29 protein-coding genes are annotated in these 25,944 nt (G+C 36.0%); 22 read left to right on the top strand and 7 right to left on the bottom strand.

The features are described from left to right. Positions 1 to 30 precede the first annotated feature (30 nt). From CDOMC_RS03775 to CDOMC_RS03800, 6 genes are read left to right on the top strand one after another with little or no spacing between them, the layout of a single operon-like run. Positions 31 to 1,233, top strand: coding sequence for a M48 family metallopeptidase (locus tag CDOMC_RS03775; protein WP_172128055.1), 1,203 nt, complete (start codon positions 31 to 33; stop codon positions 1,231 to 1,233). Next, complete coding sequence (prmC, locus tag CDOMC_RS03780) at positions 1,220 to 2,035, top strand: peptide chain release factor N(5)-glutamine methyltransferase (RefSeq protein WP_172128057.1); 816 nt, start codon at positions 1,220 to 1,222, stop codon at positions 2,033 to 2,035. Before CDOMC_RS03775 ends, prmC begins: the two co-directional genes overlap by 14 nt. 25 nt (positions 2,036 to 2,060) lie before the next feature. Continuing rightward, positions 2,061 to 2,537, top strand: coding sequence for a DUF4149 domain-containing protein (locus CDOMC_RS03785; protein WP_172128059.1), 477 nt, complete (start codon positions 2,061 to 2,063; stop codon positions 2,535 to 2,537). Between the two features lie 9 nt (positions 2,538 to 2,546). Further along, positions 2,547 to 3,329 (top strand): threonine/serine ThrE exporter family protein, encoded by a 783-nt coding sequence (locus CDOMC_RS03790; RefSeq protein ID WP_172128061.1) that lies wholly within the window; start codon positions 2,547 to 2,549, stop codon positions 3,327 to 3,329. Continuing rightward, on the top strand, positions 3,322 to 3,846 hold the full coding sequence (locus CDOMC_RS03795; protein ID WP_172128063.1) for a threonine/serine exporter family protein: 525 nt from the start codon (positions 3,322 to 3,324) through the stop codon (positions 3,844 to 3,846). Before CDOMC_RS03790 ends, CDOMC_RS03795 begins: the two co-directional genes overlap by 8 nt. Continuing rightward, positions 3,843 to 4,238, top strand: coding sequence for a YbgC/FadM family acyl-CoA thioesterase (locus CDOMC_RS03800; RefSeq protein WP_172128065.1), 396 nt, complete (start codon positions 3,843 to 3,845; stop codon positions 4,236 to 4,238). Before CDOMC_RS03795 ends, CDOMC_RS03800 begins: the two co-directional genes overlap by 4 nt. Here CDOMC_RS03800 and CDOMC_RS03805 read toward each other — a convergent pair. Both CDOMC_RS03805 and CDOMC_RS03810 read right to left on the bottom strand, forming a co-directional pair. Further along, positions 4,235 to 5,434, bottom strand: coding sequence for a hypothetical protein (locus tag CDOMC_RS03805; RefSeq protein ID WP_172128067.1), 1,200 nt, complete (start codon positions 5,432 to 5,434; stop codon positions 4,235 to 4,237). The genes CDOMC_RS03800 and CDOMC_RS03805 overlap by 4 nt on opposite strands. Then, positions 5,431 to 6,093 (bottom strand): uracil-DNA glycosylase, encoded by a 663-nt coding sequence (locus CDOMC_RS03810; protein ID WP_172128069.1) that lies wholly within the window; start codon positions 6,091 to 6,093, stop codon positions 5,431 to 5,433. The genes CDOMC_RS03805 and CDOMC_RS03810 overlap by 4 nt, the downstream gene beginning before the upstream one ends. Before the next feature lie 175 nt (positions 6,094 to 6,268). Between CDOMC_RS03810 and rpmH the strand changes: the two genes are divergently transcribed. The 14 genes from rpmH (at position 6,269) to CDOMC_RS03880 (ending at position 19,172) form a co-directional block, all read left to right on the top strand. Further along, positions 6,269 to 6,403, top strand: a complete 135-nt coding sequence (gene rpmH / locus CDOMC_RS03815; protein ID WP_169973825.1) for a 50S ribosomal protein L34 — start codon at positions 6,269 to 6,271, stop codon at positions 6,401 to 6,403. A gap of 35 nt (positions 6,404 to 6,438) precedes the next feature. Further along, on the top strand, positions 6,439 to 6,729 hold the full coding sequence (gene rnpA, locus CDOMC_RS03820; RefSeq protein WP_236861346.1) for a ribonuclease P protein component: 291 nt from the start codon (positions 6,439 to 6,441) through the stop codon (positions 6,727 to 6,729). Beyond that, positions 6,714 to 7,076, top strand: coding sequence for a membrane protein insertion efficiency factor YidD (gene yidD, locus CDOMC_RS03825; protein ID WP_442861612.1), 363 nt, complete (start codon positions 6,714 to 6,716; stop codon positions 7,074 to 7,076). The genes rnpA and yidD overlap by 16 nt, the downstream gene beginning before the upstream one ends. Beyond that, entirely contained in the window at positions 7,076 to 8,635 is a 1,560-nt protein-coding gene (gene yidC / locus CDOMC_RS03830; RefSeq protein WP_172128071.1) for a membrane protein insertase YidC, read from the top strand. Before yidD ends, yidC begins: the two co-directional genes overlap by 1 nt. After that, a complete protein-coding gene (locus tag CDOMC_RS03835; protein WP_172128073.1) occupies positions 8,635 to 9,774 on the top strand; it encodes a Jag N-terminal domain-containing protein in 1,140 nt (379 codons plus the stop codon). The genes yidC and CDOMC_RS03835 overlap by 1 nt, the downstream gene beginning before the upstream one ends. Continuing rightward, positions 9,767 to 11,092, top strand: a complete 1,326-nt coding sequence (gene mnmE, locus CDOMC_RS03840) for a tRNA uridine-5-carboxymethylaminomethyl(34) synthesis GTPase MnmE (protein WP_172128075.1) — start codon at positions 9,767 to 9,769, stop codon at positions 11,090 to 11,092. Before CDOMC_RS03835 ends, mnmE begins: the two co-directional genes overlap by 8 nt. Positions 11,093 to 11,191: 99 nt before the next feature. Beyond that, positions 11,192 to 13,387 (top strand): phosphoribosylformylglycinamidine synthase subunit PurL, encoded by a 2,196-nt coding sequence (gene purL, locus CDOMC_RS03845; protein WP_172128077.1) that lies wholly within the window; start codon positions 11,192 to 11,194, stop codon positions 13,385 to 13,387. Beyond that, on the top strand, positions 13,353 to 14,411 hold the full coding sequence (locus CDOMC_RS03850; RefSeq protein ID WP_172128079.1) for an SDH family Clp fold serine proteinase: 1,059 nt from the start codon (positions 13,353 to 13,355) through the stop codon (positions 14,409 to 14,411). Before purL ends, CDOMC_RS03850 begins: the two co-directional genes overlap by 35 nt. 13 nt (positions 14,412 to 14,424) lie before the next feature. After that, a complete protein-coding gene (locus tag CDOMC_RS03855; protein WP_236861347.1) occupies positions 14,425 to 15,192 on the top strand; it encodes a TerB family tellurite resistance protein in 768 nt (255 codons plus the stop codon). Next, the gene (locus tag CDOMC_RS03860; protein ID WP_172128081.1) at positions 15,179 to 15,688 is read left to right on the top strand and encodes a GNAT family N-acetyltransferase; all 510 of its coding nucleotides are present in this window, start codon (positions 15,179 to 15,181) and stop codon (positions 15,686 to 15,688) included. Before CDOMC_RS03855 ends, CDOMC_RS03860 begins: the two co-directional genes overlap by 14 nt. Then, positions 15,660 to 17,192: a bifunctional phosphoribosylaminoimidazolecarboxamide formyltransferase/IMP cyclohydrolase gene (purH, locus tag CDOMC_RS03865; RefSeq protein WP_172128083.1), complete on the top strand. Its 1,533-nt coding sequence runs from the start codon at positions 15,660 to 15,662 to the stop codon at positions 17,190 to 17,192. Before CDOMC_RS03860 ends, purH begins: the two co-directional genes overlap by 29 nt. 170 nt (positions 17,193 to 17,362) lie before the next feature. Next, complete coding sequence (locus CDOMC_RS03870) at positions 17,363 to 17,710, top strand: hypothetical protein (protein ID WP_172128085.1); 348 nt, start codon at positions 17,363 to 17,365, stop codon at positions 17,708 to 17,710. Further along, positions 17,711 to 18,892: a peptidase M50 gene (locus CDOMC_RS03875; protein ID WP_172128087.1), complete on the top strand. Its 1,182-nt coding sequence runs from the start codon at positions 17,711 to 17,713 to the stop codon at positions 18,890 to 18,892. Further along, complete coding sequence (locus CDOMC_RS03880; RefSeq protein ID WP_172128089.1) at positions 18,882 to 19,172, top strand: metal-sulfur cluster assembly factor; 291 nt, start codon at positions 18,882 to 18,884, stop codon at positions 19,170 to 19,172. Before CDOMC_RS03875 ends, CDOMC_RS03880 begins: the two co-directional genes overlap by 11 nt. Before the next feature lie 90 nt (positions 19,173 to 19,262). On the opposite strand, the gene ftsZ is transcribed toward CDOMC_RS03880, so the two are convergent. The 4 genes from ftsZ to CDOMC_RS03900 all read right to left on the bottom strand — a co-directional run bounded on the left by ftsZ (position 19,263) and on the right by CDOMC_RS03900 (position 24,030). After that, on the bottom strand, positions 19,263 to 20,405 hold the full coding sequence (gene ftsZ, locus CDOMC_RS03885; protein WP_172128091.1) for a cell division protein FtsZ: 1,143 nt from the start codon (positions 20,403 to 20,405) through the stop codon (positions 19,263 to 19,265). Between the two features lie 14 nt (positions 20,406 to 20,419). Then, a complete protein-coding gene (gene ftsA, locus CDOMC_RS03890; RefSeq protein WP_172128093.1) occupies positions 20,420 to 21,838 on the bottom strand; it encodes a cell division protein FtsA in 1,419 nt (472 codons plus the stop codon). Between the two features lie 6 nt (positions 21,839 to 21,844). Then, positions 21,845 to 23,320: a peptidylprolyl isomerase gene (locus CDOMC_RS03895; RefSeq protein ID WP_172128095.1), complete on the bottom strand. Its 1,476-nt coding sequence runs from the start codon at positions 23,318 to 23,320 to the stop codon at positions 21,845 to 21,847. A 131-nt stretch (positions 23,321 to 23,451) separates the two neighbouring features. Continuing rightward, on the bottom strand, positions 23,452 to 24,030 hold the full coding sequence (locus tag CDOMC_RS03900; protein ID WP_169973855.1) for a class II aldolase and adducin N-terminal domain-containing protein: 579 nt from the start codon (positions 24,028 to 24,030) through the stop codon (positions 23,452 to 23,454). Positions 24,031 to 24,096: 66 nt separating this feature from the next. On the opposite strand from CDOMC_RS03900, the gene rsmH reads away from it, so the two are divergent. Together rsmH and CDOMC_RS03910 are read left to right on the top strand one after the other, a co-directional pair. Next, complete coding sequence (gene rsmH, locus CDOMC_RS03905; protein WP_172128097.1) at positions 24,097 to 25,029, top strand: 16S rRNA (cytosine(1402)-N(4))-methyltransferase RsmH; 933 nt, start codon at positions 24,097 to 24,099, stop codon at positions 25,027 to 25,029. Continuing rightward, the gene (locus CDOMC_RS03910) at positions 25,019 to 25,303 is read left to right on the top strand and encodes a hypothetical protein (RefSeq protein WP_172128099.1); all 285 of its coding nucleotides are present in this window, start codon (positions 25,019 to 25,021) and stop codon (positions 25,301 to 25,303) included. Before rsmH ends, CDOMC_RS03910 begins: the two co-directional genes overlap by 11 nt. A gap of 1 nt (position 25,304) precedes the next feature. On the opposite strand, the gene CDOMC_RS03915 is transcribed toward CDOMC_RS03910, so the two are convergent. Beyond that, positions 25,305 to 25,817 (bottom strand): hypothetical protein, encoded by a 513-nt coding sequence (locus CDOMC_RS03915; protein ID WP_172128101.1) that lies wholly within the window; start codon positions 25,815 to 25,817, stop codon positions 25,305 to 25,307. Positions 25,818 to 25,944: the final 127 nt, after the last annotated feature.

Raw genomic sequence — 25,944 nt, forward strand, 5'->3', positions numbered from 1 at the left:
TAATATTTTAGAATTTTAGAAAGGAATGAGATGTTTTATTTTTTAATAACTTTATATTTGGCATATATTTTAATTAAAATAGTTTTGGCTAATTTAGAGATAAATTTCGTGCAAAAAGAGAGTCTAAAGCCAGCTGTAGTTCTTAATGAAATCGAATATAAAAGCGCTGCAAATATCAAGATAACTAATCAAAAATTTGAGATTATTACTCTTTTGTATCACTCTTTAGTCTTTATAATGTGGGCTACTTTTGGACTTAAATTTTTAGCAGACACTATTATTAAAAGCGGCTCTGTTGGTGAAAATATTATATTTGTAATGAGTTTTTTAATAATATCTACTATTTTGGAGCTTCCATTTAGTATCTACGAGACATTTGTAAAGGATAAAAAGCATGGATTTTCCAATATGACACCAAAGCTTTTTATTGTAGATACATTTAAAACTCTTGCGCTTACAATAGTATTTGGCTCCTTATTTGTATGGCTTATTTTGTTATGTATAGATTTTTTAGGCAAACTATGGTGGTTTTGGGCTTTTGTTTTAAGCTTTGTGATAATTTTGATTATAAATTTGATATATCCAACTCTTATAGCGCCTATTTTTAATAAGGTAAAACCTCTACAAGATGGCGAGCTAAAAGGATCTATCGAAGATCTTATGCAAAAGTGTGGCTTTAAAAGCAGTGGAGTATTTACAATGGACGCAAGCAAGCGCGATAACCGCTTAAATGCTTATTTTGGTGGTTTTGGAGCAACCAAAAGAGTAGTGCTATTTGATACTTTGATACAAAAACTTAGTATTGATGAGATTATAGCTGTTTTGGGTCACGAGTTAGGACACTTTAAGCATAAAGACATACTTAAAATGATAGCCTTGAGCGCTATTATGCTTTTTGTTATGTTTTTAGTTTTTGGAAATATTCCAAATTCGGCCTATAGTGCGCTTGGATTAGATAAAAGCGGAGGAGCTATAATAGTATTTATGTTGCTTTTTTCACCAGTTTATAGCTTTCTTTTTAGCCCGATTATCTCATATTTTAGCCGTCAAAATGAATTTGGCGCGGATCAATTTGGCTCTAATATGAAAAGTAGAGAAGATATGATAAGCGCCCTAAAAAAACTTGGTAGTGAAAATCGTGCATTTCCAAAATCACATCCTATATATGCTGCTATTTATCACTCACATCCAAGTCTATATGAGCGCATAAGAGAACTAGATGACCATAGATGAGGCTTTACAAGAAGCAACTTTCACTCTAGTTGGGGTTTGTGAAAATCCCGCTAGAGTGGCTAAAATTTTACTGATGCATCATTTAAATGTTAATATTGAGTGGGTTTTTTTAAATTTAAAAAAAGAACTTGAAAAGAAAAGCGAATATTTTGATCTTATATCAAGATTTAAATCATATGAGCCGCTTGAATATATAACCGGAGTATCTAGCTTTTATGGGCTGGAGTTTAATACAAGAAAAGGGGTCTTGATACCACGCCCGGAAACCGAAATTTTAGTGGATAAATCACTTGAAATTTTAAAAAAATTTAAAAAATCAAAAGTATGTGAGATAGGCGCAGGTTCAGGCATTATAAGCATTTGTTTGGCACTGAAAACAGATGCTATAATTACGGCAACAGATATAAATGAAAAAGCTTTGCAGTTAGCATACGAAAATGCCGTTAAATTTGGAGTTGCGGACAGGATAGAGTTTGTTTGCTGTTCATATATGGATAGTGTTTTGGGCGAATTTGATATGATAGTATCAAACCCTCCATATATCAAAAACTCATATAATCTTGACAAATTCGTATTAAATGAGCCAAAAGAGGCACTTTTTGGCGGAGATATAGGCGATGAGATTTTAAAAAACATAATCTTGATTGCCAAAAAGAGGAAGATAAAATTTATCGCCTGCGAGATGGGTTATGATCAAAAGGCATCATTAAGCGATACATTAAACCTCAGTGGCTATGAGGCAAAATTCTATCAAGATCTAGCCGGTTTTGATAGAGGTTTTGTGGCTCGATTAAAACTATAAAAATAAAATTTAAAAGGAGATAATTTTGAAGGCGCTTTACTTACTTTTACTTGCCGCTTTAATCGGCATAGAGGCATCAATAGGGGCTTTTGTGGCACCTACGATTTTTTATCCTCAAAATATATTAGGACAGGGCGTTTTAACGCATTTTCAAAGCGGACTTTTGATGACAAATATTTTTGTAAAATTTAACTACGTGCTTTTATTTATTAGTATTATGGCTATTGTTTATGAAATTTTTGCTGCCAAATTTGAGAAAAATAGCCACTTTGCACTTAAATTTAGCTCTTTTGCCCTATCTTTTATAAATTTAGCTTTGGCTGCCGCATTTGTCTTTTATTTCACTCCATACATCTTGGATGCTCAAAAGCTAGGGGTATCTGGCACTACTACAGCTGAATTTGTGCAAGTTCATAAGGCTAGTGAGCTTGTGATGAAAATTATGATGTTTGCTCAAATTTTGCTATTTTTTATCAAATTTCCAAGGCAGGCTAGGGCTTAAAGTGGAAATATGAATACAAAGCCGGATATTCAAGAGGTTACTGATTTTTTAGTAGAGTATGCGCTAAAGATGCTAAGCATAGGCACTTATACGGCTAGGATCGAGCGCTGCGTCTATAGGATAGCCAATGCTTACGGCTATGATGTAAGTTTGACTATTTTTGTAAAGCACTTTATTATAAGCGTGCTTGATCCTGATGATAACTCAATGCGCCGAACCTATGTAAAAACAAGCATGGCAGCGCCTATTAGCTTTAATCTAATATCAGAGCTTAGCGCACTTAGCTGGCAAATTTATGATGAGAAGATTTCTATTGCTATGGCGAAGAAATTTTTTACAGGCATTGTATCTGCCGAAAATAGGGATTTTAAAAAGACTCTTTTATTTATGAGCTTTGCTAATGCCGCATTTTGTAAGCTTTTTGAGGGCGATTTGGGCTCTATCTTGTCGGTATTTGTAGCGACTTTTATAGGGTTTTATTTGAGGCATCTGCTCACAAAGTATAGGATAAATTTAAAGGTTCAATACATCATCATCTCTTTTTTAGCCTCGTTTATAGCTTATCTTGGCGTTCATTTTGGAGTATCAAACACTCCTGATGTGGCCATAGGAGCTAGTATTTTATTTTTAATGCCGGGAGTTTTACTTATAAATTCGGTGTTTGATATACTCAATGAAAATATGCTAGTGGGCATAAGTAGAGGCTTAAATACAGGGCTTTTGATCATCTGTATAGCGATAGGGGTCTATATGACTCTGGCTATATCAAATATAGGGCTTTTAAATGGTTGATCTAATGGTATCAGTAGTCGTTGATGCTATGTTTGCCGCTATTGCCGGATTGGGGTTTGCCTATGTGAGCTCTCCTCCTAAAAGAACTCTGCTTTATTCGGCTTTACTTGCAGCTGTGGCTCACTCTTTTAGATTTTTGATGCTTCAAACAGGACTTTTAAGCATAGCCCTAGCTACTCTTATAGCCTCTTTTATGATAGGAATTTTAGGTATGTTTTTTGCAAAAAGACTAAAGGTTCCGGCTGAGATTATAGCCTTTCCGGCACTTTTGCCTATGGTTCCTGGAATTTATGCATATAAGAGTATTTTAGCGATTTTATCCTATACCAAAAGTGTTGAGATAGAGCAAAAGACAATGTATCTAATGCTCTTTTTTGATAATGCAATTACTACTATGACGATATCTATTGCGCTTGGAGTAGGGGTTTCTGTCACGCTTTTGATATTTTACGAGCAATCTTTGATGGTAACTAGAGGCGTAAGATGCGATTTGAAAAGTAAAAGGGAAGAGAGATGAAATTTAGAGTCTATTACGAAGATACCGATGCGGCAGGTATAGTGTATCATGCCAACTATATTAAATTTTGCGAGAGAGCTAGAAGCGAGATGTTTTTTAATTCGGACATAAAGCCTTTTAGTAAAGATGGCTATTTCGTCGTTAGCGCAATAAATGCCAAATTTATTAAGCCGGCGCTTTTGGGGGATCTAATTGAAGTTAGAACAAAGGTATCCGAGCTCAAAAAAGTTTGCGTGACTATAAATCAGCAAATTTATAGAGTTGGCAAGCTAAAAGAGCAGTGCGAAGAAGAGCTGCTTTTTAGTGCGGATATTACTGTAGCATTTATGAGAGAGGATAAGCCCGCTAAGATGAGTGATGATATAATCAAATTTTTATCATCTCACATTTAAGGCAGAGCCTCTTTGAAACTAAATTCCCCGGCTTTTAAAATTTTAGTATTATAAATAACCTGCGAATTTTCAATGCGTTCGCCAAACAGACTCTGGGCGTTTTGGTTTAAATATGTCGTATATATATAATCTAACCCCACAGCCGTAGAGTATCCTACCCAGTTAAAGTTAATATCTTGTCCTAAAATTTTATTATTTGAATCGAGGCTACTATCTACAGCAGAGAGGGAATTTGCTATATAAATTAACTCTCTATCCTGCGGTTGAGTTAGTTTAAATATGCTTGGAGTATAGTTTATCTGCGTGCTTAATAGATTAGTTGCATTTATGTCGTATACTCTAAGTTGCGAGCTTAATAGCGATGTCTTTAAAATAGGAATATTTAAAAATATTGAAGCTTCGTTTATCTTGCTGTTTCTATCTACGAAATTTTTAAGATCGGTTTGATTTCCTATTTCGTTTTGATATACAAGACCTCCGCTAAGCTCTTCTGAGTATTTATTTAATGTGCTTCCTAATAGGCTACCGTCCGAAAATGCAGCATTTTTGCCATTTGAAAAATCCAAAAGTCTTACAATCTGCTCTTTATAATCAATTCCGCCAAATATCAAATTTACTTTTAAATTAGGCAGAGTTGAAGAGTGGAGTGTAGGTATATAAGCGAGCATAGAATCTTCTAACAGATTATTTAGATGCGCTACTCCAACTTGAGTAAATGGAGTTATCAGATAGCTTATGTTTTCAGCTTTGGCTCTTGTTAAGGCATTGCTTATACTATTCGTAGATTCGTTACCGATGTTGTAAAATTTAATATCTATATTCGCATTTTGTCTTATCATGTATGCGATAGCAGAATTTGACACTACTGCGGCGTAGCTTTTGATACTATCTTGGGGTATTATAATAGCGATTTTAAACTCTGCATTAGTGCTTGGTATAAATACTTTCTCTGTTGATATCTCTCCTTTGATAGTTCTAAAAGCTTGAATAACTTCTGCATTGTCACTTCTTTCATATCTTGCCAAAAAACTATGCAAAAGACCGTCTTTAACTAAATTTAAAAGACAGGTATCGTCGCATTTAAATGGTTCTAAATTTATGTAAATTTCATACGCAGGCGGAATATCTGAAAGCTTATCACTCTTAGCAAAAAGTGAAATTTGTATAATTAAAAAAACTAAAAGAATTTTTCTCATAACAACCCTTTGATTTTATTTAAATCATCTATTAAGGCCTGCTCTTTGCTTGGATTTTTTAGCACCCATGCTGGCGAATAAGTGGCCATAAGATAGGAATTTTTAAATCTTAAAACATTTCCTCTGATGGATTCAAAGCTATTTGTTCGCTCCAAATCATTGATTAAATTTAAAAATACGTTTTCGCCAAGAGCGACTATAATCTTTGGTGAAATTATATCTATTTGAGACATTAAATATGGCTTACAAAGTTCGTAGCTAAGATTTATGGCTAAGTTGTTTTGGTGAATTTTACACTTTATTATGCTTGTCATGTAAAATTCATGCCTATTAAGGCCTAAAATTTCATATATTACCTTGCAAAATTTCTCTCCAATAGAGCCTTCTAAAAACTTTCCGCTGATATCCTCGCTAACGCTTGGCGCATCACTTATAAACATTATCTTGGAATCTAATCGCCCGCTTCCTACTAAAGCGTTATTTCTGCTCTTGCAAAGCTCGCATAAGTTACAGTTTTTAATCTGCTCTTCAAGCTCTTTTATATCGCTTGAGACATCGTTTTTTATCTGTGATCCAAAGGACGGATTTATATATCTGTACCCAAATGCTTTTAAGTAGTGAAGTTGTCTTAAAATTTCAATTTTGTTTGCATAAATCATTAAAAAATACTATCAAATTGCCAGTTAAAACTAAATAAAATTTTTAAAAGCCTATTTTAGAAAATTTTTATTTTGACTATCTCTTATAAGCTTTATAAATTTTATTCAATGGATTTTAAGTAATTTGTTGTTAAAATCACGACTTTATCATAAAATTTAATACAAGGAAAAAGTTATGAAAAGGACTTATCAGCCTCATAAAACGCCTAAAAAACGCACTCATGGTTTTCGCCAAAGAATGAAAACAAAAAATGGACGCAAAATTATAAATGCAAGACGTGCAAAAGGTAGAAGAATATTGGCGGCTTAAGTAAATTTGGTTCCATAAGCGAATCAAAGGAATTTTTGACGGTTTATAAAGAGGCAAGCAAGTGGTATTGCGATTGCTGCACTATTTTTTATAAACCTTCAAGCGAGCCTAAACTAGCCATAGTAGCTAGCAAAAAAGTTGGCAAAGCTGTAGTTCGTAATCGTTGCAAAAGGCTATTGCGAGCAGTTTTTAATCAAATTCATAATGAGCTTGAAGACGGTGTTTATGTGGTTATTGTTAAGGCGGGACTTGAGCAGATCCCTTATTTAAAGATTCAGAAAAATATATCCTGGGCTTTAAAAAAGCTTGGATGCTTGAAGCAATAAAAATAACGATGAGAGAGGCAATGATATCTTTAATCAAATTTTATCAGCGTTATATTTCTAAATTTACTCCAAAGTCATGCCGATACTATCCTACATGCTCAGAATATGCCGTTTGGCAGTTTCAAAACAATAATTTTTTTTTAGCTTTTTTGGCTACTATTATTAGAATTCTTCGTTGCAATCAGCTATTTAGAGGTGGTATAGATTACCCTGTTATTTATAAAAAATTTAGCTCTTTTTCAATTTTTTACCAAAACGTTAGACCTAATATAAATTTTTGGTTTATCCGATATAAAGAGAATAAATTTTATGTTATAAAAGTCTTAGATTCGTTAAAGGAAAAATAGTGTTAGATAAACTATCTGTTCAAAAGAGAGTTGTTTTGGCTACGGTCATCTCTTTTATTTTTTTTATAGTATATGATTATTTTTTTATCCCTAAAAATTTGCCAATAGATCAAAATATAACAGTGGGTGTTCAAGAAACACAAGTAAAACAAGCACCTGTTACAACTTCAAATTCCACCGCTTCTGTACCTGATATGAGCGCAAGTCAAACCAAGACAATAGCTACTATCAAAGGTGCTTATTTTGAAGCGCAAATTGATAATTTAGGCAGAATTTCAAAATTTTATTTAAATGAAGATAAATACAAAAATGAAGATGGAGGCAGGATAGAGCTAACTTCTAAAACCCTTCTTCCGCTTGAAATTAGATTTAGCGATACAAATTTAAACGAGCAGGCGTTTAAAACAGACTATGTAAGCAATCTTAGTCAGATAGACGTTACGAGCTCAAAGCAAACTTTGGTTTTAACTCAAAATTTAAATGGATCTAAAGTAGTTAAAAACATTACTTTCTATCCTAGTGGTAACTATGATTTGGAAGTTTCGGTTAGCAACGGAGAGTATTTTATAACTCCTGGATTTAGACCAAGTGTGGTTGTGGATAATTATACTGTTCATGGAGCACTTATACGTCATGCGGATGAGAAGTTAACTATACTAGAAGATGGCGATTTAGAGGGCACTGAAAAATTTGATGATGTGAATGTAGCAGCCGATAGCGATAGATACTATACTGCTTTATTTTACTCTTTTGATAAGCCTTTAAATGTAGTGATGTCTAAAGATACAGCCGATAATGCCATAGTTTTTATTAAAAATACAGGAGATTTTAAGACTAGCGGGTATATAGGAGCTAAAGATCATAAGACATTGGAGTCTATAGACGCCAGATTAACAGATGTCATAGAGTATGGATGGTTTACATTTATAGCTAAGCCTATGTTTGGGTTTTTAAATTTACTTTATGGATATATAGGAAACTGGGGTTGGGCTATAGTAGTGCTTACATTGATTATAAGACTTGTGCTATTCCCTCTTACATACAAGGGAATGCTATCTATGAATAAGCTTAAAGAGCTTTCTCCAAAAATTAAGGAGCTTCAGGCTAAGTACAAAGGAGATCCGCAAAAGCTAAACGCTCATATGATGGAGCTTTATAAAAAACACGGTGCGAATCCTATGGGAGGTTGCTTGCCTATACTTATGCAGATTCCGATATTTTTCGCAATTTATAGGGTTTTATTAAATGCTATAGAGCTAAAAGCTGCTCCATGGATACTTTGGATACAAGATCTAGCTGTTATGGATCCATATTTCGTTTTGCCTATACTTATGGGTATTACAATGTTTTTACAACAAAAGCTTACGCCTACGACATTTGCAGATCCTATGCAAGAGAAGATTATGAAATTCCTGCCTTTGATTTTTACATTCTTCTTTGTGACATTCCCTGCAGGACTTACTCTTTATTGGTTCGTAAATAACGTTTGCTCGGTTATTCAACAAATTTTTGTAAATAAGCTCTTTGAAAAACACAAAAAAGTGGAGGTAAAGGCATAATGCGTATAGAGGCTAATAATTTACAAGAGGCCTTTCAGAAGGCTGCCGCTGAACTTAATTGCTCTGTTACTGAGCTTGATATTAAGATTATTCAAAATCCAAGCTCTGGATTTTTGGGCTTTTTTAAAAAAACGGCAATAATAGAGGCTTATAGAGAAAATAAAGAGAAAAAAGACAAAGAGGGTTCAAAAAACGGCTCCAAATTCGAAAAAAAACATAAAAAAGATAGAGTCGAAAATAAAGAACATAGCTCTGAAAATTGCAGTGATCATGTTGAAAATAAAAAAGATAGCAAAAATTCTCAAAAATCTGAAAGATCAAACGATAAAAAACGCAATAGAAATAAAAAAAGAAATCATGAAAACAGGGATGAAAAACAGGCCTTAAACGGAAATTTCACAAAAGCGGACAAAAAAGAAGAGCCTTCAAAAACCACATCCGCTAATATATCCGATAATGCTTTTAAATTTGATGAATCTGAACAAACTCATTTATATGTAGAGCCTAGTCAAGAAGTCGAGCAAAAGCCAAAAGCGAATAAAGAGAGTTGTAAAAATATTCTTGATAATTCGATCATTGATACCTTTAATAAAAGTGACTTCGATGATAAATTCGATGATAAAGAGGATAAAACTAACGAAAATAAAGCAAAAGAGCAAAAGCCAAGAGCTGATATAGAGAAAGTTTTGCCTGAGATAAGAGAAAATTTGACAAATCTTTTAAATGCTAGTTGCTTTAAAATAGATAGGATAGAGGTTAGTAAATTTAATGACGATACTATATTAATAGAGCTTGACGGTGAGGATGCAGCACTTCTTATAGGCAAAGAAGGGTATAGATATAAGGCGATTTCATACCTTGTCTATAATTGGATAGGGTCTAAATATAATATTTCAGTTCGTCTTGAGATAGCTGAGTTCTTAAAAAATCAAGAGGCGGCCATGGATGAGTATTTAAAAGGCATAATAGAGAGGGTTAACTCATCTAAAAAAGCCAAAACCAAGCCACTTGATGGAATTTTAGTCAAAATCGCACTAGAAAAACTACGCGAGCAATTTCCAGATAAATATGTAGGCATAAAAAGCGATGGGGATAAGCAATTCGTAGTGGTTAATGATTTTGTAAAAAAGCATGAATGATACAATAGTAGCTATTGCTACGGCTCACGGCGTAGGATCTATATGCATAGTAAGACTAAGTGGCGAAAATGCCCTTGGTCTAGCTTTTAAACTCACAAAACTTCAAACTCTCAAACCACGTTTTGCTACTCTTGCTAAGATTTATTCAAATGATGAATTTATCGATGAGGGAATAGTTATATATTTTAAATCTCCTGCGAGTTTTACTGGCGAAGATGTAGTTGAGTTTCAAACTCACGGCGGATTTGCGGTGGCGAATTTAATACTTTCAGAACTTATTAGGTTGGGCGCAAGATTGGCTAAACCTGGCGAATTTAGCAAGCGTGCGTTTTTAAATGGAAAGATGGATTTAAGTAAAGCCGAAAGCATACAAAATTTAATCAATGCAAGAAGTGAAAGTGCCGCTAAAATCATAGCTAGAGCCATGAAGGGCGATCTTGGTAAATTTGTAGACGAGATTAGAGATGAGCTTGTTAAAACTCTTGCTTTTGTTGAGACTAGTATAGATTATGCAGACGATGACCTGCCTTTAAATTTGATGACTGAAATAAAAAATATGCTTGCCACAAACCATGAAAAGCTAGATCGTATAGTCGGTATGAGCAGAAGTCGCAAAGGGCTTATAGAAGGCTTTAAAGTAGCTATAATAGGCAAACCAAATGTGGGCAAAAGCTCTATTTTAAACGCTCTTTTAAACTATGAAAGGGCTATTATCAGTGATGAGGCCGGCACTACTAGAGACCGCATAGAAGAGAGCATAAATATCGGCACTCATCTAGTTAGGATTATTGATACTGCAGGTATTCGTAAAGATGCGGGCAGGATAGAGCAAATAGGCATAACGCATTCGCTTAAGGCCATAGAAGAAGCCGATATAATTCTTGCTGTTTTTGATAGCTCAAATATTGCCGATGAACAGGATTTTGAGATAATTAATTTGCTTAAAGATCTTCAAAAAAAGATATTTTATATACTGAATAAATGTGACTTAGAGTTAAAATTTAATAGTTTGGATTTAGCTCATGTGCTTAAAATTTCAGCCAAAAATGGAGCAAGCGAGATAATAAAAGCCCTTGAAATTTATCTTGATAGTCAGGATGTAAATGAGATTTTATTAAACTCTACACGTCAGATTGAGTGTTGTAAAAATGCTAGTTTTGCTATAAAAAGAGCTTTAAATTTGTTAAACGAAAGCGAGCTTGAATTATTTGCATACGAGATAAATTCTGCTATTTTTAACATATCATCTATTACAAGACCTTTTGAAAGAGCTGAAATTTTAGATCAGATGTTTTCTAATTTTTGCTTAGGCAAGTGAAATTTATCCGCTTAAAATCATAAATTTTTAACTATATTTTTACCCTTTTTTTATGCTTATTTAAGTAGAATAAGAAGAAATTTTACAAAGGTGCAAAAAATGGATAAGGCTACGATAAAAGCGCATAAAATTAGCGACGGCGAGTATGAAAATATTCTTAAAATTTTAGGGCGTGAGCCGAATTTGCTTGAGCTGGGGATATTTTCTGCGATGTGGAGCGAGCATTGCAGCTACAAGTCAAGCAAAAAATACCTAAGCGGTTTTCCGACCAAAGCTCCTTGGGTCTTGCAAGGTCCCGGCGAAAACGCAGGCGTTATAGATGTGGGCGATGGAATTGCTGCCGTATTTAAGATGGAGAGTCATAACCATCCAAGCTTTATCGAGCCTTATCAGGGTGCAGCCACCGGTGTGGGTGGAATTTTGCGCGATGTATTTACCATGGGTGCAAGAGTCGTGGCGAACATGAACTCGCTTAGATTTGGACAAATTAGCGGTAGCTCAAGCGTAGCGCGCCACCAAAGATATCTTGTAAAAGGTGTGGTGGCTGGAATTTCTCACTACGGCAACTGCATGGGCATCCCGACTGTCGGAGGCGAAGTGAGCTTTGATGAGAGCTTTAATGGAAACATCCTTGTAAATGCCTTCGCTCTTGGACTTTGCAAAAGCGATGAAATTTTCTACGGCAAGGCTGAGGGCATAGGAAATCCCGTTATATACGTAGGAAGCAAGACAGGTCGCGATGGGCTTGGCGGAGCCGTTATGGCAAGCGATAGCTTTAACGATGAAAATAAATCACTTCGTCCGACCGTTCAGGTAGGCGATCCGTTTGCCGAAAAGCTTCTTCTTGAGGCGTGTCTGGAACTATTTAAGAAAGATTACATCATAGGCATTCAGGATATGGGCGCAGCAGGCCTTACTTCAAGTAGCTTTGAGATGGCCGGACGAAGCGGAAGCGGTATGAAGATGTATCTTGACCGCGTTCCGATGAGAGAAAGCGGTATGACGCCTTATGAGCTTATGCTTAGCGAAAGCCAAGAAAGAATGCTGATATGTGCCAAAAAAGGCTACGAGCAAAAGGTTGTAGAGATATTTAAGAAGTGGGACTTGGACGCCGAGATCATAGGAGAGGTAACCGATACCGGCAAGATGCAGCTTTATTGGCACGGCGAGCTTGCAGGCGAAATTCCGATAGATCCTGTTGCTCAGGCAGCTCCGGTGCTTGATCGTCCTACGAAAAAGCCGGCGTATCTTGACGAGATAAAAGATATAAATTTGGATAAATTTGAAAAGGTTGATAACAAAACTGCTTTTGGTAAGCTTCTTTACGATCCGCATATCTTAAATAAATCTTTGATCTATGATCAATACGATGCAAATATCCAGACAAACACGATCAAGCAGCCAGGAAATTTAGGTGCAAGCGTGATTAGAGTAAGGCAGAGCGGCAAAGCTATAGCTATGGGCATGGAGTGCTCTCCTCGCCACAACTACGTAGATCCAAAGATAGGCGCAGCTATGGCGGTTGCATCAAGCGGACGAAAGGTGGCTATGAGTGGCGCTATGCCGCTTGCTATAACCGACTGCTTAAACTACGGAAATCCTGAAAATCCCGAAGTTATGTGGCAGTTCGCGCAGGGTTGTGATGGTATAAAAGAGGCGTGCCGAGAGCTAATGACTCCCGTTGTAAGCGGAAATGTGAGCCTTTATAACGACACGGACGGCGTAAGTGTGTATCCGACACCTGCTATCGTAAGTGTAGGCGTAAATGAAAGCGCTCATAAAAATTTACCGAGCGTCTTTGTAAAAGAAGGGACACCGATATATCTGATAGGCGAAACTACAGGCGAATTTGCTGCAAGCCTTTATATGAAAAATTTATACAACTCGGTTAGCGGCGAACTAAAAGAGATTGATTATAAAAAAGAAAGAGCGCTTTGGGATCTTGTGATAGAGGCAAATAAAGAAGGAGTTTTGGAATTTGCAAACTCGGTTGGCACGGGCGGAGTAGCTATGACGCTAGTTAAAATGGCTTGCATGAGCGAGATAGGCGCAAGATGTGAGTGTAAATTTGGCGATAGCAGATGGATATTTGACGAGAGCTTTTCGCGAGCCGTTGTTGGCGTAAAGGATGAGGCGAAATTTAGTGAATTAGCAAGCAAATTCGGGCTTAAAGTAAGCAAAATAGGCGTAACGGGCGGAAGCAAATTTGAAATAGATGGCGTGAGCGAAAATTTAAAAGATATAAGCGAGGTTTACTTTAATGAGTTTGCTAGAGTTATTAAACAAGAAGACTGAGGAAAAAGAGGAGATAAGAGAGCAGAAGATGAATCAAAGAAACGTAGCCAAGCCGCCTATTTTATTTAACGAAACGCAGCAGCTTATCAAGGCGATCGAGGCGAAGCTTGGCGGTTCGCTCATCACCTACTACAACTCAAACGCAGGTAGCGTATGCGGAAACGACGCAAGTGCGATGTATGAAATTTTAAAGGGTAAAAAGATAGAAAACGCCTTTTTGTTTATCAAAAGTGACGGCGGTAGCGGTATCGCCTCGCTTCGTATCATAAGTACGCTTAGAAACTACTGCAAGAATATAACCGCTCTTGTGCCTGCAAACTGCGCGTCGGCTGCAACTATGATGGCTCTTGGCGCAAATGAGATCGTTATGGGTCCGCTTGCGTATCTAACTCCCGTTGATACTTCGCTTAAGCACGAACTAAGCCCTACAAATAAAAATAACGAGCTTGTAAGCGTGTCGATGGACGAGCTAAGCCGCGTGATAAAACTATGGAAAACAAACGAAAAAGATAAGGATGAAAACCCGTATAAATCCCTATATGAGTACATTCATCCGCTTGTATTCGGTGCAGTAGATCGCGCCAGCTCGCTTTCGCTTAAAATTTGTCGTGAAATTTTGCGTTATCACATCAATGACGATGAAAAAATTCAAAAAATTTCGGAGCGGCTAAATAGCGATTATCCTGCGCATGAGTATCCGATACTATTTCGCGAAGCCGAAGAGATCGGGCTTCATGTAAAAAAGATGGATGATGAGCTAAATGAGATGCTTCAAGAGCTTACTTTGCTTTATTCAGAGATGGGGCAAAGGGCGTTTACGGACTTTGATGAAAACAGCTATCATGATAACAACATCGCAAACATCATCGAAGCAAACGGCAAGCAGATATATTATCAGATAGATAAAGACTGGTTTTATCGTCCTGATGAGCGCCGCTGGAACGTCATGAATGATGAGAGCTCATGGCGCAAGAACGAGCTTGTTAACGGCAAGTTAAAAAATACTATTTATCATCTTTGGTAAAATAGGCGCAATAGTGGGTAATTTTTTTATTGTTATACTTATTGTTCTTGCCATATATCTGCTTGCCTTTGATTTTGGTAAGAATCCTCAAAATATGATGCAAAACGTTAAAAACTCAAGAAAAAAAATCCTATTTGAAGAGGCTAAATATATAGTAAGCTTGCTTGCAAAAGTTGCTAAAAGCGATGGAAGGGTAAGTGAGCTGGAAGCTCAGCTAGTAAGCGAGATACTTGACGATATAACCTCTATGTTAGGTGGTGATACAAGAAAAAGAGATGAATTAAAGCAAATTTATAACACTCAAAAAGAGGATTTAAATAATGTTTATGACGTTGCTAGAGAGTATTATGAAAAATTTAAGCTAAGTAAAAATGACGCTATTGCTAAGGTTTCGTTTCTTATAAATTTAGCTTATATAGACGGCAGAATTTTAAATGCGGAAAGAATTGTAATTTCTCAAATAGCCGATGCCTTTAATATATCGGATAGAGTATTGGAAGAGATATTTGATAAATTTGATAGATTTTATGATCAAAAAAGATATGAGCAAAGAAAAGATGACTCATATTATAAAAAGAGTCCGTATAGAGTGCTAGGGCTTCGTGAAAATGCAGCGTTTAGCGATGTTAAAAAGCGCTACCGCGAGCTTGTGAAAAAGTATCATCCGGATATCTTGATGGGCAGGGGCGAGAGTGAGGAGATTATCGAGCGCTCAACCAGAAAGCTTCAAGAGATTAATGAAGCTTACGAGGAGATAAAGGCTAGCAGTGCAAATAACTAAAGGCTACACAAGCGGCTGCGTGGGCGATATAATCTCGCTTAATGCGAAATATTATGCAAAGAGATTTGATTTTGGCAAGGTTTTTGAAACAAAAATAGCTAAAGATATAGCCGAATTTGTAGCAAGTCTTGGAAGAGGCAAGCGAGAGCTATTTACTTGCCTAAAAGACGGCGCTTTGGTCGGTTGTATAGCCGTTGATGAGAGTGAAAACGCAGCTTTGCTTAGGTGGCTTATGGTTGATGAAAAATTTCAAAACCAAGGCATTGGAAGAGAGCTTTTAAAAGAGGCGATTAAATTTTGTGATGAAAATTTTGATGAAATTTATCTATATACAAACAAAGAGCTTGAGATAGCGGTTAAGATGTATGAAAAATTTGGCTTCAAGCTAGACTATAGCTTTGAGCCGAGGCGATATGAAGAGCTAAACGAACTTGAAATTTTAAGATATATCAAAAAGAGGAGAGGAAATGAGAGCGTTAATCAGTGTGAGCGATAAAGAAGGGGTTGTGGAGTTTGCCAAGGGGCTTGCTTCGCTTGGCTTTGAGATACTTTCAACGGGCGGGACGCATAAGTTGCTTGTGCAAAGCGGCATAAATTCGCTTGAAGTGAGCGAGTACACAAAGAGTCCAGAGATGTTTGAGGGTAGGGTAAAGACTCTTCATCCTAAAATTCACGGCGGAATTTTGCATAAAAGAGATGATAAAAACCACGTAGCGCAAGCCGAGAAAAACTCTATCGGAGGGATTGATCTTGTTTGTGTAAATTTGTATCCTTTTAAAGAGACTACTATACGCACCGATGATTTTGAGGAGATCATTGAAAATATCGATATAGGCGGACCTGCGATGGTGCGAAGTGCGGCTAAAAATTTTAAAGACGTATATATCGTAACTAGTCCGCTTGACTATGAAGCTGTGCTTGAAAATTTAAAAAGCGGCGAGTGCGCACAGGAGTTTAGACGCGCGCTAATGATAAAAGCGTATGAGCATACAGCGGCTTACGACTCGATGATAGCAAACTATATGAACGAGCGATTTAACGGTGGTTTTGGCGAGATGAAGTTTATCTCCGCTAGCAAGGTGTTTGACACTAGATATGGAGAAAACCCGCACCAAAAAGGCGCTTTGTATGAGTTTGATTATTTCTTTAGCAATAACTTTAAAGCATTAAAGGGCGAAGCAAGTTTTAATAATATGACTGATATAAACGCGGCTTTGATGCTTGCAAGTAGCTTTGATGAAGCACCTGCGGTAGCTATCGTCAAGCACGCAAACGCTTGCGGCTTTGCGGTGAAATCAAGCCTGCTTGAAAGCTACACCGAAGCGCTAAAATGCGATCCTATCTCGGCTTACGGCGGAGTTGTGGCGATAAACGGCACGCTTGATAAGGCTTTGGCTGAAAAGATAAATGAAATTTTTGTCGAAGTGATAATAGCTGCAAATGTCGATGAAGAAGCGCTTGGAGTGTTTGAGTCAAAAAAACGTATCAAAATTTTCTCTCAAGGCAATAAATTCTTAACAAGAGCAAACGACAAATACGATTTTAAGCATGTTGACGGCGGATTTGTCTTTCAAGAAAGCGACGAGGTTAAGCCTAGCGAGCTTGAAAATATGAAGCTACAAACAACGAGCGAGGCGAGCAAAGATGAGTTAAAAGACCTTGAGATAGCTTGGAAAGTGGCTGCACTTACTAAGAGCAACTGCGTGGTTTATGTGAAAAATTCAGCCATGGTAGCTATCGGTATGGGTATGACAAGTCGTGTGGATGCTGCAAGGGCTGCTGTAAATAAAGCTCGTGATCTAGGCATCGATCTAAACGGATGCGCGCTTGCCAGCGAGGCGTTTTTCCCGTTTAGAGATAGTATAGATATCGCTTCTGAAGTAGGCGTAAAAGCCATCATAGAGCCGGGCGGTAGTATCCGTGATGATGAGGTTGTGCAGGCTGCAAACGACCATGGAATGGCGCTATACTTTACCGGAGTTAGACACTTCTTGCATTAAGAATTAAATAAATTAGCAAATTTAAGCTACCTTGACAAAGAAATTTGGCTTAAATTTGCTCCATGAAATTCAATATCTACTTTTAAAAATCAAATACATCTTGAACTAAATCAAGATTTTCACACAAAATATCAGAGTATAATTATCCTAAATTTCAAAAAAGGATAAAAATGAACGAATTTTTCAAAAACGCTACACAGATCAAAGTTGAAGGTGCGACGCTGCCTTTTTATAAATTTAGCGAAGGGGGAGTTGAGTATATCGGGTTTGATTCACGCAAGTGTGTGCCGCCTGAGCCTATGGTAAATGCTCTTGTAGCTTTAAATTTGATAGCAGATAGCAAAGCCAAAGTCATGATGATAAATCACCACTATCCCGTCGCTCTCATCCCAAAGATCGAGCATAGCTACGATATCACCCACGAAAAGCTTCAAGGTGAAGAGGTAAAAGTGATAATCAGCCTAAAAGAGGGCGCAAGCGCGCAGACACTAGACACAAACGTAAAATGCGGTGGCTAAATGCTGCTAAACACATTTGCTCCGCCATTTAGTCTGGTAGGCGGATATTTTATTGTTGGGATTTTGTTTTTGCTTGCAAGCGTGTTTGTCTTTTTCGGAGTTGATTTAAGCGCACTTACAAGTCTAAAAACAGCCGGGCTTTTCCACGTCTATCTCGTGGGATTTGTCATGAGTATCATCATCGGAGCGCTCTATCAGCTTACTTCCGTCATCCTTGAAAAGGCTTTTTCTACTATAAAATTTGCTTTTTTAAATTTGCTTTTATATTCGGTTGGCGTTTTAGTGCTAAGCCTTGGGATGTATCTTGAAAAGATGGCGCTTATCCATGCGGGAGGCGGGATTTTATTTATCGCGCTACTATTTTTTGCCGTTACTTACGCACTTAGCTTTTTAGGCGCTAAAAAGGGCGGCTTGGCTGTCATAGCGCTACTTATCTCGGCTCTATTTTTGCTTGTCGGAGTCGTGCTTGGCTTCATGCTTATCTTGATACTGTCTGGCAAATTCGCGCTTGATTTTGAACTCGTTTTACACTACCACATCTACTTTGTGCTTGGCTTTGTATTTTTGATCATAGTGGGTGTCGCAAGCGTGCTTTTGCCTATGTTTGCTCTTGTGCATGATCTTAAATTTTATCTTAGCAAACTATCTATAGCACTATTTTTAGCTGGCGGCGTGGCGCTTAAATTTAGCCTTGAGCTGGCTTTTACTTTGATATCTTTGAGTGTGATTTGCTTTTTTATTGAAGCGCTTTTGATACTTAAAAAAAGAGTTAGAAAGGCTTATGACTACTGGAATTTAAATGTCTTTTTTGCTCTTCTTTGGCTACTTGTTTGCATAGTTTTTATAGCTCTTAATAAAATAGAATTTGCCGTATTTATGCTTACTTTTGGCTTTTTGTATGCCTTTATAGTCGGACATCTTTATAAGATAATGCCGTTTTTGATCTGGTATCATTATGTGGCGAAATTTGTAGGCAAGACTAAGGTGCCTTTGCTTGATGATATGATGATAAAATGGGTCGCAAATTTGTCTTTGGCGCTCCAGACGGTTTCGGTTGCGGCTTATTTTGGCGGTTTAAATTTGCTAAGTCAAATTTGCCTTGTGTTAAGTGTGGTGCTAGTTGTGGTTAATGTGATAAACTTTTTTAAATATACTAAATTCGGAGTTAAAAATGAAGGATAAAATTTACAAAGCGCTTTCAAATATAGTCGATCCCGAAGTGGGATTTGACATAGTGTCTTTGGGGTTTATATATGATGTTAAGGAAAATGATGGCAGGGCGGTTGTTACGATGACGCTTTCAACTCGTTCTTGCCCGCTTCATGAGCTCATTTTATGTTGGGTTAAAGAGGCAACTTTAAGTGTTGAAGGGGTAAATGAATGCGATATAAATTTGGTTTGGGAACCGGCTTGGAATATCTCTATGGCAAGCGATGAGGTAAAAGCAGCTCTTGGAGCTTGAAGTTTGCTTAAATAAATTAATATAAATTTACTTAAATTTTGAGGTTAGATCCGCAGAGTGGCTTGTACGGATCTAAAATTTGAGGATTTGTTAGTCCATTTGATGTCTGATGTATGTAGGCAGTTCAAGTATAGCTTGAGCCTCTTCACTATCATATCCGCCGCTTACTTTTAGTTTGTGTAGTCTTTGGTTTAAAAATGGATTACTTGAACAATTTTGAATAGGTTGTTCTGTGGTAGTTGTTTTCTCCTCTTTGCTCTTAAAGCCTGTGGCTACTATTGTAACTTGAACCTTATTGTTTTCTATGTTGTCATCTGAAGTTGTGCCAAAAATTATATCAGCATACTCGTCTGCTGCATCATTTATGATAGTCATGGCCTCGTCTATATCAGACATTGGACATTCTGGGTGAATTTTAAAGTGAACCAATACACCCATTGCACCATTTATGGAGACATCATCAAGAAGTGGAGATTGGATAGCGTTTTTGATAGCCTCTTGAGCTGCTTCTTCGCCTTCAGCTTCGCCAACCCCCATTAGAGCCATTCCTCTATGCTCCATTACTTTTTTAACATCCGCAAAGTCAAGATTTATATCGCTCTTTCCTGAGCCAAGTACTATTGTACTCATTCCGCTTACCGCACGTGCTAATACATCATCTACTATCTTAAAGCTATCTTTAATGCCTGCTTTTTTGTCTATAAGTGTTAGCAGCTTGTTATTTGGAATAACAACTATTGAGTCACTCTCTTTTCTGAGCTCTTCAAGACCCATATCTGCTAATTTTTTACGTTTCTTACCCTCAAAAGGAAATGGAGTTGTGACTACGGCTATTGTTAGAGCTCCAACTTCTTTAGCCACCTGCGCTATTATAGGAGCAGCTCCTGTGCCTGTACCTCCGCCAAGACCTGAAGCTATAAATACAATGTCTGAGTATTCGAGTGTGCTTTTTATCTCTTCGTAGCTTTCTTGGGCGGCCTCTCGTCCTACTTCAGGCATCATTCCTGCGCCAAGACCTTTAGTTTTTTTCTCTCCTAATTGAAGCTTGGTATATGCTAAAGAGTTTTCAAGAGCTTTGACATCAGTATTGGCTACAATTAGATCAATGTCTATATTTCCGCCACTCTCTCTTATCATATGATTTATCATATTTCCGCCGCCACCGCCAACACCTACGACTTTAATCTTAGCGCCGTAAGTGCTTTTTTTCTCCTCTACAGTAAAGCCACTCATATATAATCTCCTAGTTAAAATAGTTGTGTCATTTTTTGCCAAGCTTGCGAAAGCCAACTATCTTTTTTCTCTTTGTTAATATTCACAATATCAGCTAATTCGTGTTTGTCTTCTATTTTTAAGTCTTCTGGATCAAATTCATCATCCAAAACACTTCCTTGAAACATTTTGTTATTAGCATCATTTTGTGTATTTGTATTTTGATTCTTCGGATCTTGAACTATGTTTTTCAAATTTTTATTTTTTACGATAGACTCATCTTTATATCTCATCTTCTTCTCAGAATCTATTTCGTATGGAGTAAAATATCCTGCGCCATACATACAAAGACCGATAGCACAAGAGTTAGCAGGATCCCTCATGATCTCATAAAGCCCCTCTGTTTCTCTTGGTTTTGCTATTCTAATAGGCATGTTATCAAAGATGGCAGATGCCAGATCTCTTATACCTTCAAGCTTTATCATGCCTCCTGTTAGAACGACTCCTGCTGCAATGGAGTTTTTGTAGCCACTATCTTCTAGCATTTTTGCAAGTATCATAAGAGTCTCTTCGGCTCTTGCGTAAATAACGTTTGATATGACATCAAGTGAGACTTCTTGAACTTTTCCATCATCATTTATAGGTGGAATTTCAACCAGCTCATTGGCTCTATTTATAAGTGAGCCATAGTTTATCTTTATCTCTTCGGCTTTTAAAAGTGGAGTATGAAGCGCTGCTGAAAGATCGTTTGTGATATTAGCAGAGCCGACTCCTAAAAATTCGTTATATCTTATAGAATTTCCGGAATGTACTATCATATCGCAAGTGGCGCCTCCCATATCTATAAGCGCTACACCTAGATCTTTTTCATCTTGATTTAGAGTGGCTATGGCTGAGGCATAGCTTGAAAGAACTATATTATCAGGCTCGACTCCAGCTAAATTTAAAGCTTTTCTTAGATTGCTAAGTGAAGATTTTTGCGCTGTTATTATATGGGTTTGGACCTCAAGTCTACTTCCGTTCATTCCTAAAGGATCTTCTATGTGCTCTTGATCATCTACTTTAAAGTTGTAAGGAAGTATGTGAAGCTTTTCATAATCATTATGAATTAAAGCTCTTCTATCTGATTCAAACATTGAGCGATTTATCTCTTTAATTCCTATTTCATGATTTGGTATATTTACAACTCCGTTACTATCTACACTTTTTGTATACGCGCCAGAAATTGATACTACAACCTTTTCGTAATAGGTTCCAGCTATTCTTTGAGCATCCATTAAAGCGTTTTTTATAGATTTTGAAGCTAGCTCAATATTTGTGATTATCCCTTTTTTTATACCCTGTGTTTTTGCTGTTCCGATGCCGATTATTTTAAGTCCATTTTCGTCATGCTGAGCTATTACGGCACATACTTCTATGGAGCCGACATCAATGCCTAGAATTTTAGTGCTCAAGATCCACTACCTTTTGTAATAATATTCTACTTGATAACGTTTTTGTAACGCACTTGTTAGGTCTTTAATGAGTTCGCTATTTTTAAGATAACTAACATTTTGTGTTACTATATCTTTATACTCATTTTCCTTTTTATTATTAAGCAACTTTTGTTCCAAAATTTCGTATACAACGGCTTTATTGTCTAATAACACATATCCTTGTTTGTTATTGCTATCAAACAAGTTACTAACAAAAGCGTTAAATTCTGTGCTGCTTAGATCTTCTATATTCAAATCAGAATCTCTACTTATAAAGCCTATATCCTTACCTTTAAAGCCATCATTTAGTAATTTTTTAGCCTTTTGCTCTACTAATTCTTTCTCTTTCCTATCTTTGTATACAGACAATACTTGCTCTCTAGCTTGCTTGTAGCTCATTATTTCTGGTTTTTTAACCTCTACTAATTTTGCTATCATATAACCATCTTGATTCTCTTTGGAAAATTCAAAAGGTTTTATCATGTCGCCAGCTTTTAAGCTTTTTAGTTCGTCTATTATAGGGAAGCTGAAGTCATCCTCTAATATTTTTTGTTTGTCGCTAAGTTTTTTCTCGCCTTTTTTTACTAAAAGATACTCTTCAAGCGCTATTTTTTTACTGATTTTGAAGTTATAATCTTTTAAGACATCATTTTTGACTGTCTCAAATTCTTGAATTTTATCTTCGTTGTTTTTGTATGAATTTTTATTTTCATTGTAAAATTCTTTTAATTCTGTTACGTTCACATCGGCACTTATCGCAGGTATAAAGCTTGTTTCTAGGTTATATTCTGTTTTTGTTTTATAGTTTCCCTTGCTTTCTTCCCATAGTTTTTTTACTCCGTCTTCATCTATGGTTATCTCATTTTCTGCCGCTTTTACAACTTGCAAAGAAACTCTATCTTGCATCAAGAAGCTAGATGTCATCATGTCTATGTCGTTTTTGTTTGTAGGTAAATTTATTGCATGTCTTAATTTGTCAAGCAATACTGCTCTTTTTAGATTTTTTTCATAATCTGCAGGATTTATTCTGGCTCTTTTTAAAACGTCATTGTAAAGGTCTTTACTAAATTTGCCGTCAATTTGAAAATTTTGATCGGCAACTATGTATTTAACTATGTCGTCATCATTTACGCCAAGCCCTAGATCATCAGCGAAGTTTAACAACAAATTTTCTTGCACCAAAGACTCTATAGCCAAATTTTCAATCCCCATCTCTTTGGCCTTTTCTTCTGTTAGTTTTCCATCAAGCAGTTGATTGTAATAAGAGTATAGTTCGCCATATTTATTTTTAAATTCTTGGACACTTATCGCTCTATGTCCGACTTTGGCTATCGAAGTAGATTTTTCGGTGTTCATGCTATAAGCTCCCCATCCGACAAAGCCTGCTCCGACGAATGCTATAGTGCTTATCCAAATAGTGACCACTAAGTATTTTTTATGCTTTTGCATCCAAGTTATCATTAAGTTCCCTTTAAACTAACAATTAAAATTTAGATTTTATTTTACCGAATTTATGTGAATGTAACCTTAAATTCGCACTTTATAATATGTAAAATTTATAAATTTACTAACATTTTAACACTGTTAGTTATCTATATTTCGTATGAGTGTGCTATATGAAGTAATTTGCACGTATTTTCAAGAATTGCAACGTCTTTTGCGAGCTGATACGCAGTTCTGTTATAGACATACACCCCATAACCTTTTATGATGATCATGTTTGTTTTATTTTCTTTCATATAACGATAAATTTCAGTATCCGCTCTTTCGTACCAATCGTCAAATTGTTTTGGATCGTATATTGGAATTTCATGATGTTTCATGTATCCAAAATAATCTTTTGGTTTGATAAAAGTGTGATTTAAAGTATATGCGGTTAAATAAGGAGGCATCGCATAACAGACATATTTGGCCTCATTTATGTTTTTGTAAATATTTATGTGTATGTCAGCATCTAAGCTCGCATCATTCCATCTATAGTCTTTTTTGGAATTTAAAAGGACTAAATCTTCCTCTTTAAGATTATCAAAAATAGCATTTTTTTTATTTATCAAAAACTGTTCAAACTCTATTCTGGCAGATATTGAGCCATGAAAAATACCTAAAAAATTCTTCCTAAACATAGAGAGTGAAATTTTACTTATCTGTTCGGCTGAATATTTTAAATCCATGACTTAACCTTTGATGAATTTGTTTTTTGTTATTATACATAAAAAATATATTTTGCAAGGATAACTTTGGAATCGCCACATATTCCCGTTTTGTTAGAGGAAGTTTTGTCAGCTTTTGATGATATTAAAAATGGAAGTGTCGTGGATTGTACTCTTGGTTACGCGGGTCATTCTAGTGCTATTTTGGCTAACAATAAAAATGTAAATTTAATAGCTTGCGATAGAGATGATGAGGCTATTAATTTTTCATCTTGCAGACTTAAAGAATTTGCCGGTAGAGTTAAAATTTACAAGAGTAGATTTTCTGAAATTTTAAATAAAATCGATACAAAAGAGGTTCGCGGAATTTTAGCAGATATTGGAGTCTCATCTCTTCAACTTGACAAAGATGATCGAGGTTTTAGTCTAAAAAGTGAAAATTTGGATATGAGAATGGATAGAGATTCTCAAATTTCAGCCTTTGATGTTGTAAATTTTTACGACGAAGATAGATTGGCTCAAATTTTTAGAGATTACGGTGAGCTTACAAATGCAAAGCAGATTGCTTCAAAGATAATTTTGGCAAGAAAAAATGGTGAGATAAAGAGCGCTAGTGAGCTTGCAAATATAATAGGAACTAAATTTTTAAAAAATAGAAGCATAAGTCCTGCTACCTTGGCTTTTCAGGCAATTAGAATAGAAGTCAATAACGAATTAGCAGAGCTTGAGACTCTACTTGACGCTATAGAAAATTCAGATATTGATAACTGTGTAGTGGCTATAATAAGCTTTCACTCGCTTGAAGACAGGATAGTAAAAACAAGATTTAAAAAGTGGGTCAAAAGTTGTATCTGTGATGATTCCGCAATGCGCTGTACTTGCGGAAATAATCACTCAAAAGGCAAAATAATAACAAAAAAAGCTATAATGGCATCCTCTAAAGAGATAAAAGAAAACCCAAGAAGTAGCTGTGCAAAGATGAGGGTGTTTAAAATTTTAAGAGGCAATAATGCAAGATAAAGAGGATTTACTGGCTCTTCATGAAGAGAGCCAAAAAGTAGAGCAAAATTTAAATTTCAATACTCTTTTGGTTGTCTATATAGCTATGCTTATAGCTTTTGCAATATTTTTGCCTAAAATTTACATAACAAATCAAATTTACTATACAAGCCGTGAGATAGCTGATTTAAGCGGTAAGAGAGATGTGCTTTTAGAGGAGAATAGAGATCTTAGGCTAAGAGTTGAACAGATCAAATATAAGCACCAGATCTCTGATCAGCTAAATTTAAAATAAGTTATTTTATCCCTGTTTCAGACTGCGCTACCAATCTTTCCAATACATATTTTTCTAAATCTTTTCTTGGAATTTCATTCTTAGTAGCTTCGTTATATATCATTTCAACTCTAGTGGAGTATTTCTCATAAGGAAAATATGGAAAATGTATAGCCCAAGCCTTTTTTATAAGTTCTTTACTGATGGCCTTTCTTGCCCAAATTTTAAACATATCAAATCCAATAAATACAAGAGCTGTGGATATAATACAGCTTATTATAGATAGGTGAAAATCAAGCCTTGTGAATAGATTGTGAGTCAATGTCAAAAGTGTCCCTACTATCAAAATACATATTATTCCATAGACAAGATATGTTTTAAAATATCTAAATTTGAAATTTAACTTAGCCGGATCAATAAGCATTCCCTCGTTAAAAAGGCAGTTTGCCTCAAGCAGATCACGAAATAATACAGGCTTCTTTGACACTACAAAAATATTTTCTAAAATTATTTTTTTAAGCTCACTATCTCTCATTTTCTCATACTTTTTCGTAAATTTCTTTTAATTATATCAAAAAAAATTTTAATAAGCGACTTAAGGCTTATCAAATTTATATTTATGGGCTTTTTTATGATCTCTAAGTTAAAATTACACAATTTAA

Source organism: Campylobacter sp. RM16192 (assembly GCF_004803855.2).
Taxonomy (GTDB): Bacteria; Campylobacterota; Campylobacteria; order Campylobacterales; family Campylobacteraceae; genus Campylobacter_A.

Coding starts and splice junctions, on each gene's coding strand:
- CDOMC_RS03775 (WP_172128055.1), top strand. CDS start 31: ATGTTTTATTTTTTAATAACTTTATATTTGGCATATATTTTAATTAAA.
- CDOMC_RS03805 (WP_172128067.1), bottom strand. CDS start 5,434: ATGAGAAAAATTCTTTTAGTTTTTTTAATTATACAAATTTCACTTTTT.
- CDOMC_RS03900 (WP_169973855.1), bottom strand. CDS start 24,030: ATGGATTTAAAATATTCAGCCGAACAGATAAGTAAAATTTCACTCTCT.
- ftsZ (WP_172128091.1), bottom strand. CDS start 20,405: ATGAGTGGCTTTACTGTAGAGGAGAAAAAAAGCACTTACGGCGCTAAG.
- CDOMC_RS03915 (WP_172128101.1), bottom strand. CDS start 25,817: ATGAGAGATAGTGAGCTTAAAAAAATAATTTTAGAAAATATTTTTGTA.
- CDOMC_RS03835 (WP_172128073.1), top strand. CDS start 8,635: ATGCGTATAGAGGCTAATAATTTACAAGAGGCCTTTCAGAAGGCTGCC.
- CDOMC_RS03800 (WP_172128065.1), top strand. CDS start 3,843: ATGAAATTTAGAGTCTATTACGAAGATACCGATGCGGCAGGTATAGTG.
- CDOMC_RS03790 (WP_172128061.1), top strand. CDS start 2,547: ATGAATACAAAGCCGGATATTCAAGAGGTTACTGATTTTTTAGTAGAG.
- yidD (WP_442861612.1), top strand. CDS start 6,714: ATGCTTGAAGCAATAAAAATAACGATGAGAGAGGCAATGATATCTTTA.
- CDOMC_RS03880 (WP_172128089.1), top strand. CDS start 18,882: ATGAAGGATAAAATTTACAAAGCGCTTTCAAATATAGTCGATCCCGAA.
- purH (WP_172128083.1), top strand. CDS start 15,660: ATGAGAGCGTTAATCAGTGTGAGCGATAAAGAAGGGGTTGTGGAGTTT.
- purL (WP_172128077.1), top strand. CDS start 11,192: ATGGATAAGGCTACGATAAAAGCGCATAAAATTAGCGACGGCGAGTAT.
- CDOMC_RS03850 (WP_172128079.1), top strand. CDS start 13,353: ATGAGTTTGCTAGAGTTATTAAACAAGAAGACTGAGGAAAAAGAGGAG.
- prmC (WP_172128057.1), top strand. CDS start 1,220: ATGACCATAGATGAGGCTTTACAAGAAGCAACTTTCACTCTAGTTGGG.
- CDOMC_RS03870 (WP_172128085.1), top strand. CDS start 17,363: ATGAACGAATTTTTCAAAAACGCTACACAGATCAAAGTTGAAGGTGCG.
- CDOMC_RS03910 (WP_172128099.1), top strand. CDS start 25,019: ATGCAAGATAAAGAGGATTTACTGGCTCTTCATGAAGAGAGCCAAAAA.
- rpmH (WP_169973825.1), top strand. CDS start 6,269: ATGAAAAGGACTTATCAGCCTCATAAAACGCCTAAAAAACGCACTCAT.
- CDOMC_RS03875 (WP_172128087.1), top strand. CDS start 17,711: ATGCTGCTAAACACATTTGCTCCGCCATTTAGTCTGGTAGGCGGATAT.
- CDOMC_RS03795 (WP_172128063.1), top strand. CDS start 3,322: ATGGTTGATCTAATGGTATCAGTAGTCGTTGATGCTATGTTTGCCGCT.
- mnmE (WP_172128075.1), top strand. CDS start 9,767: ATGAATGATACAATAGTAGCTATTGCTACGGCTCACGGCGTAGGATCT.
- CDOMC_RS03810 (WP_172128069.1), bottom strand. CDS start 6,093: ATGATTTATGCAAACAAAATTGAAATTTTAAGACAACTTCACTACTTA.
- CDOMC_RS03895 (WP_172128095.1), bottom strand. CDS start 23,320: ATGATAACTTGGATGCAAAAGCATAAAAAATACTTAGTGGTCACTATT.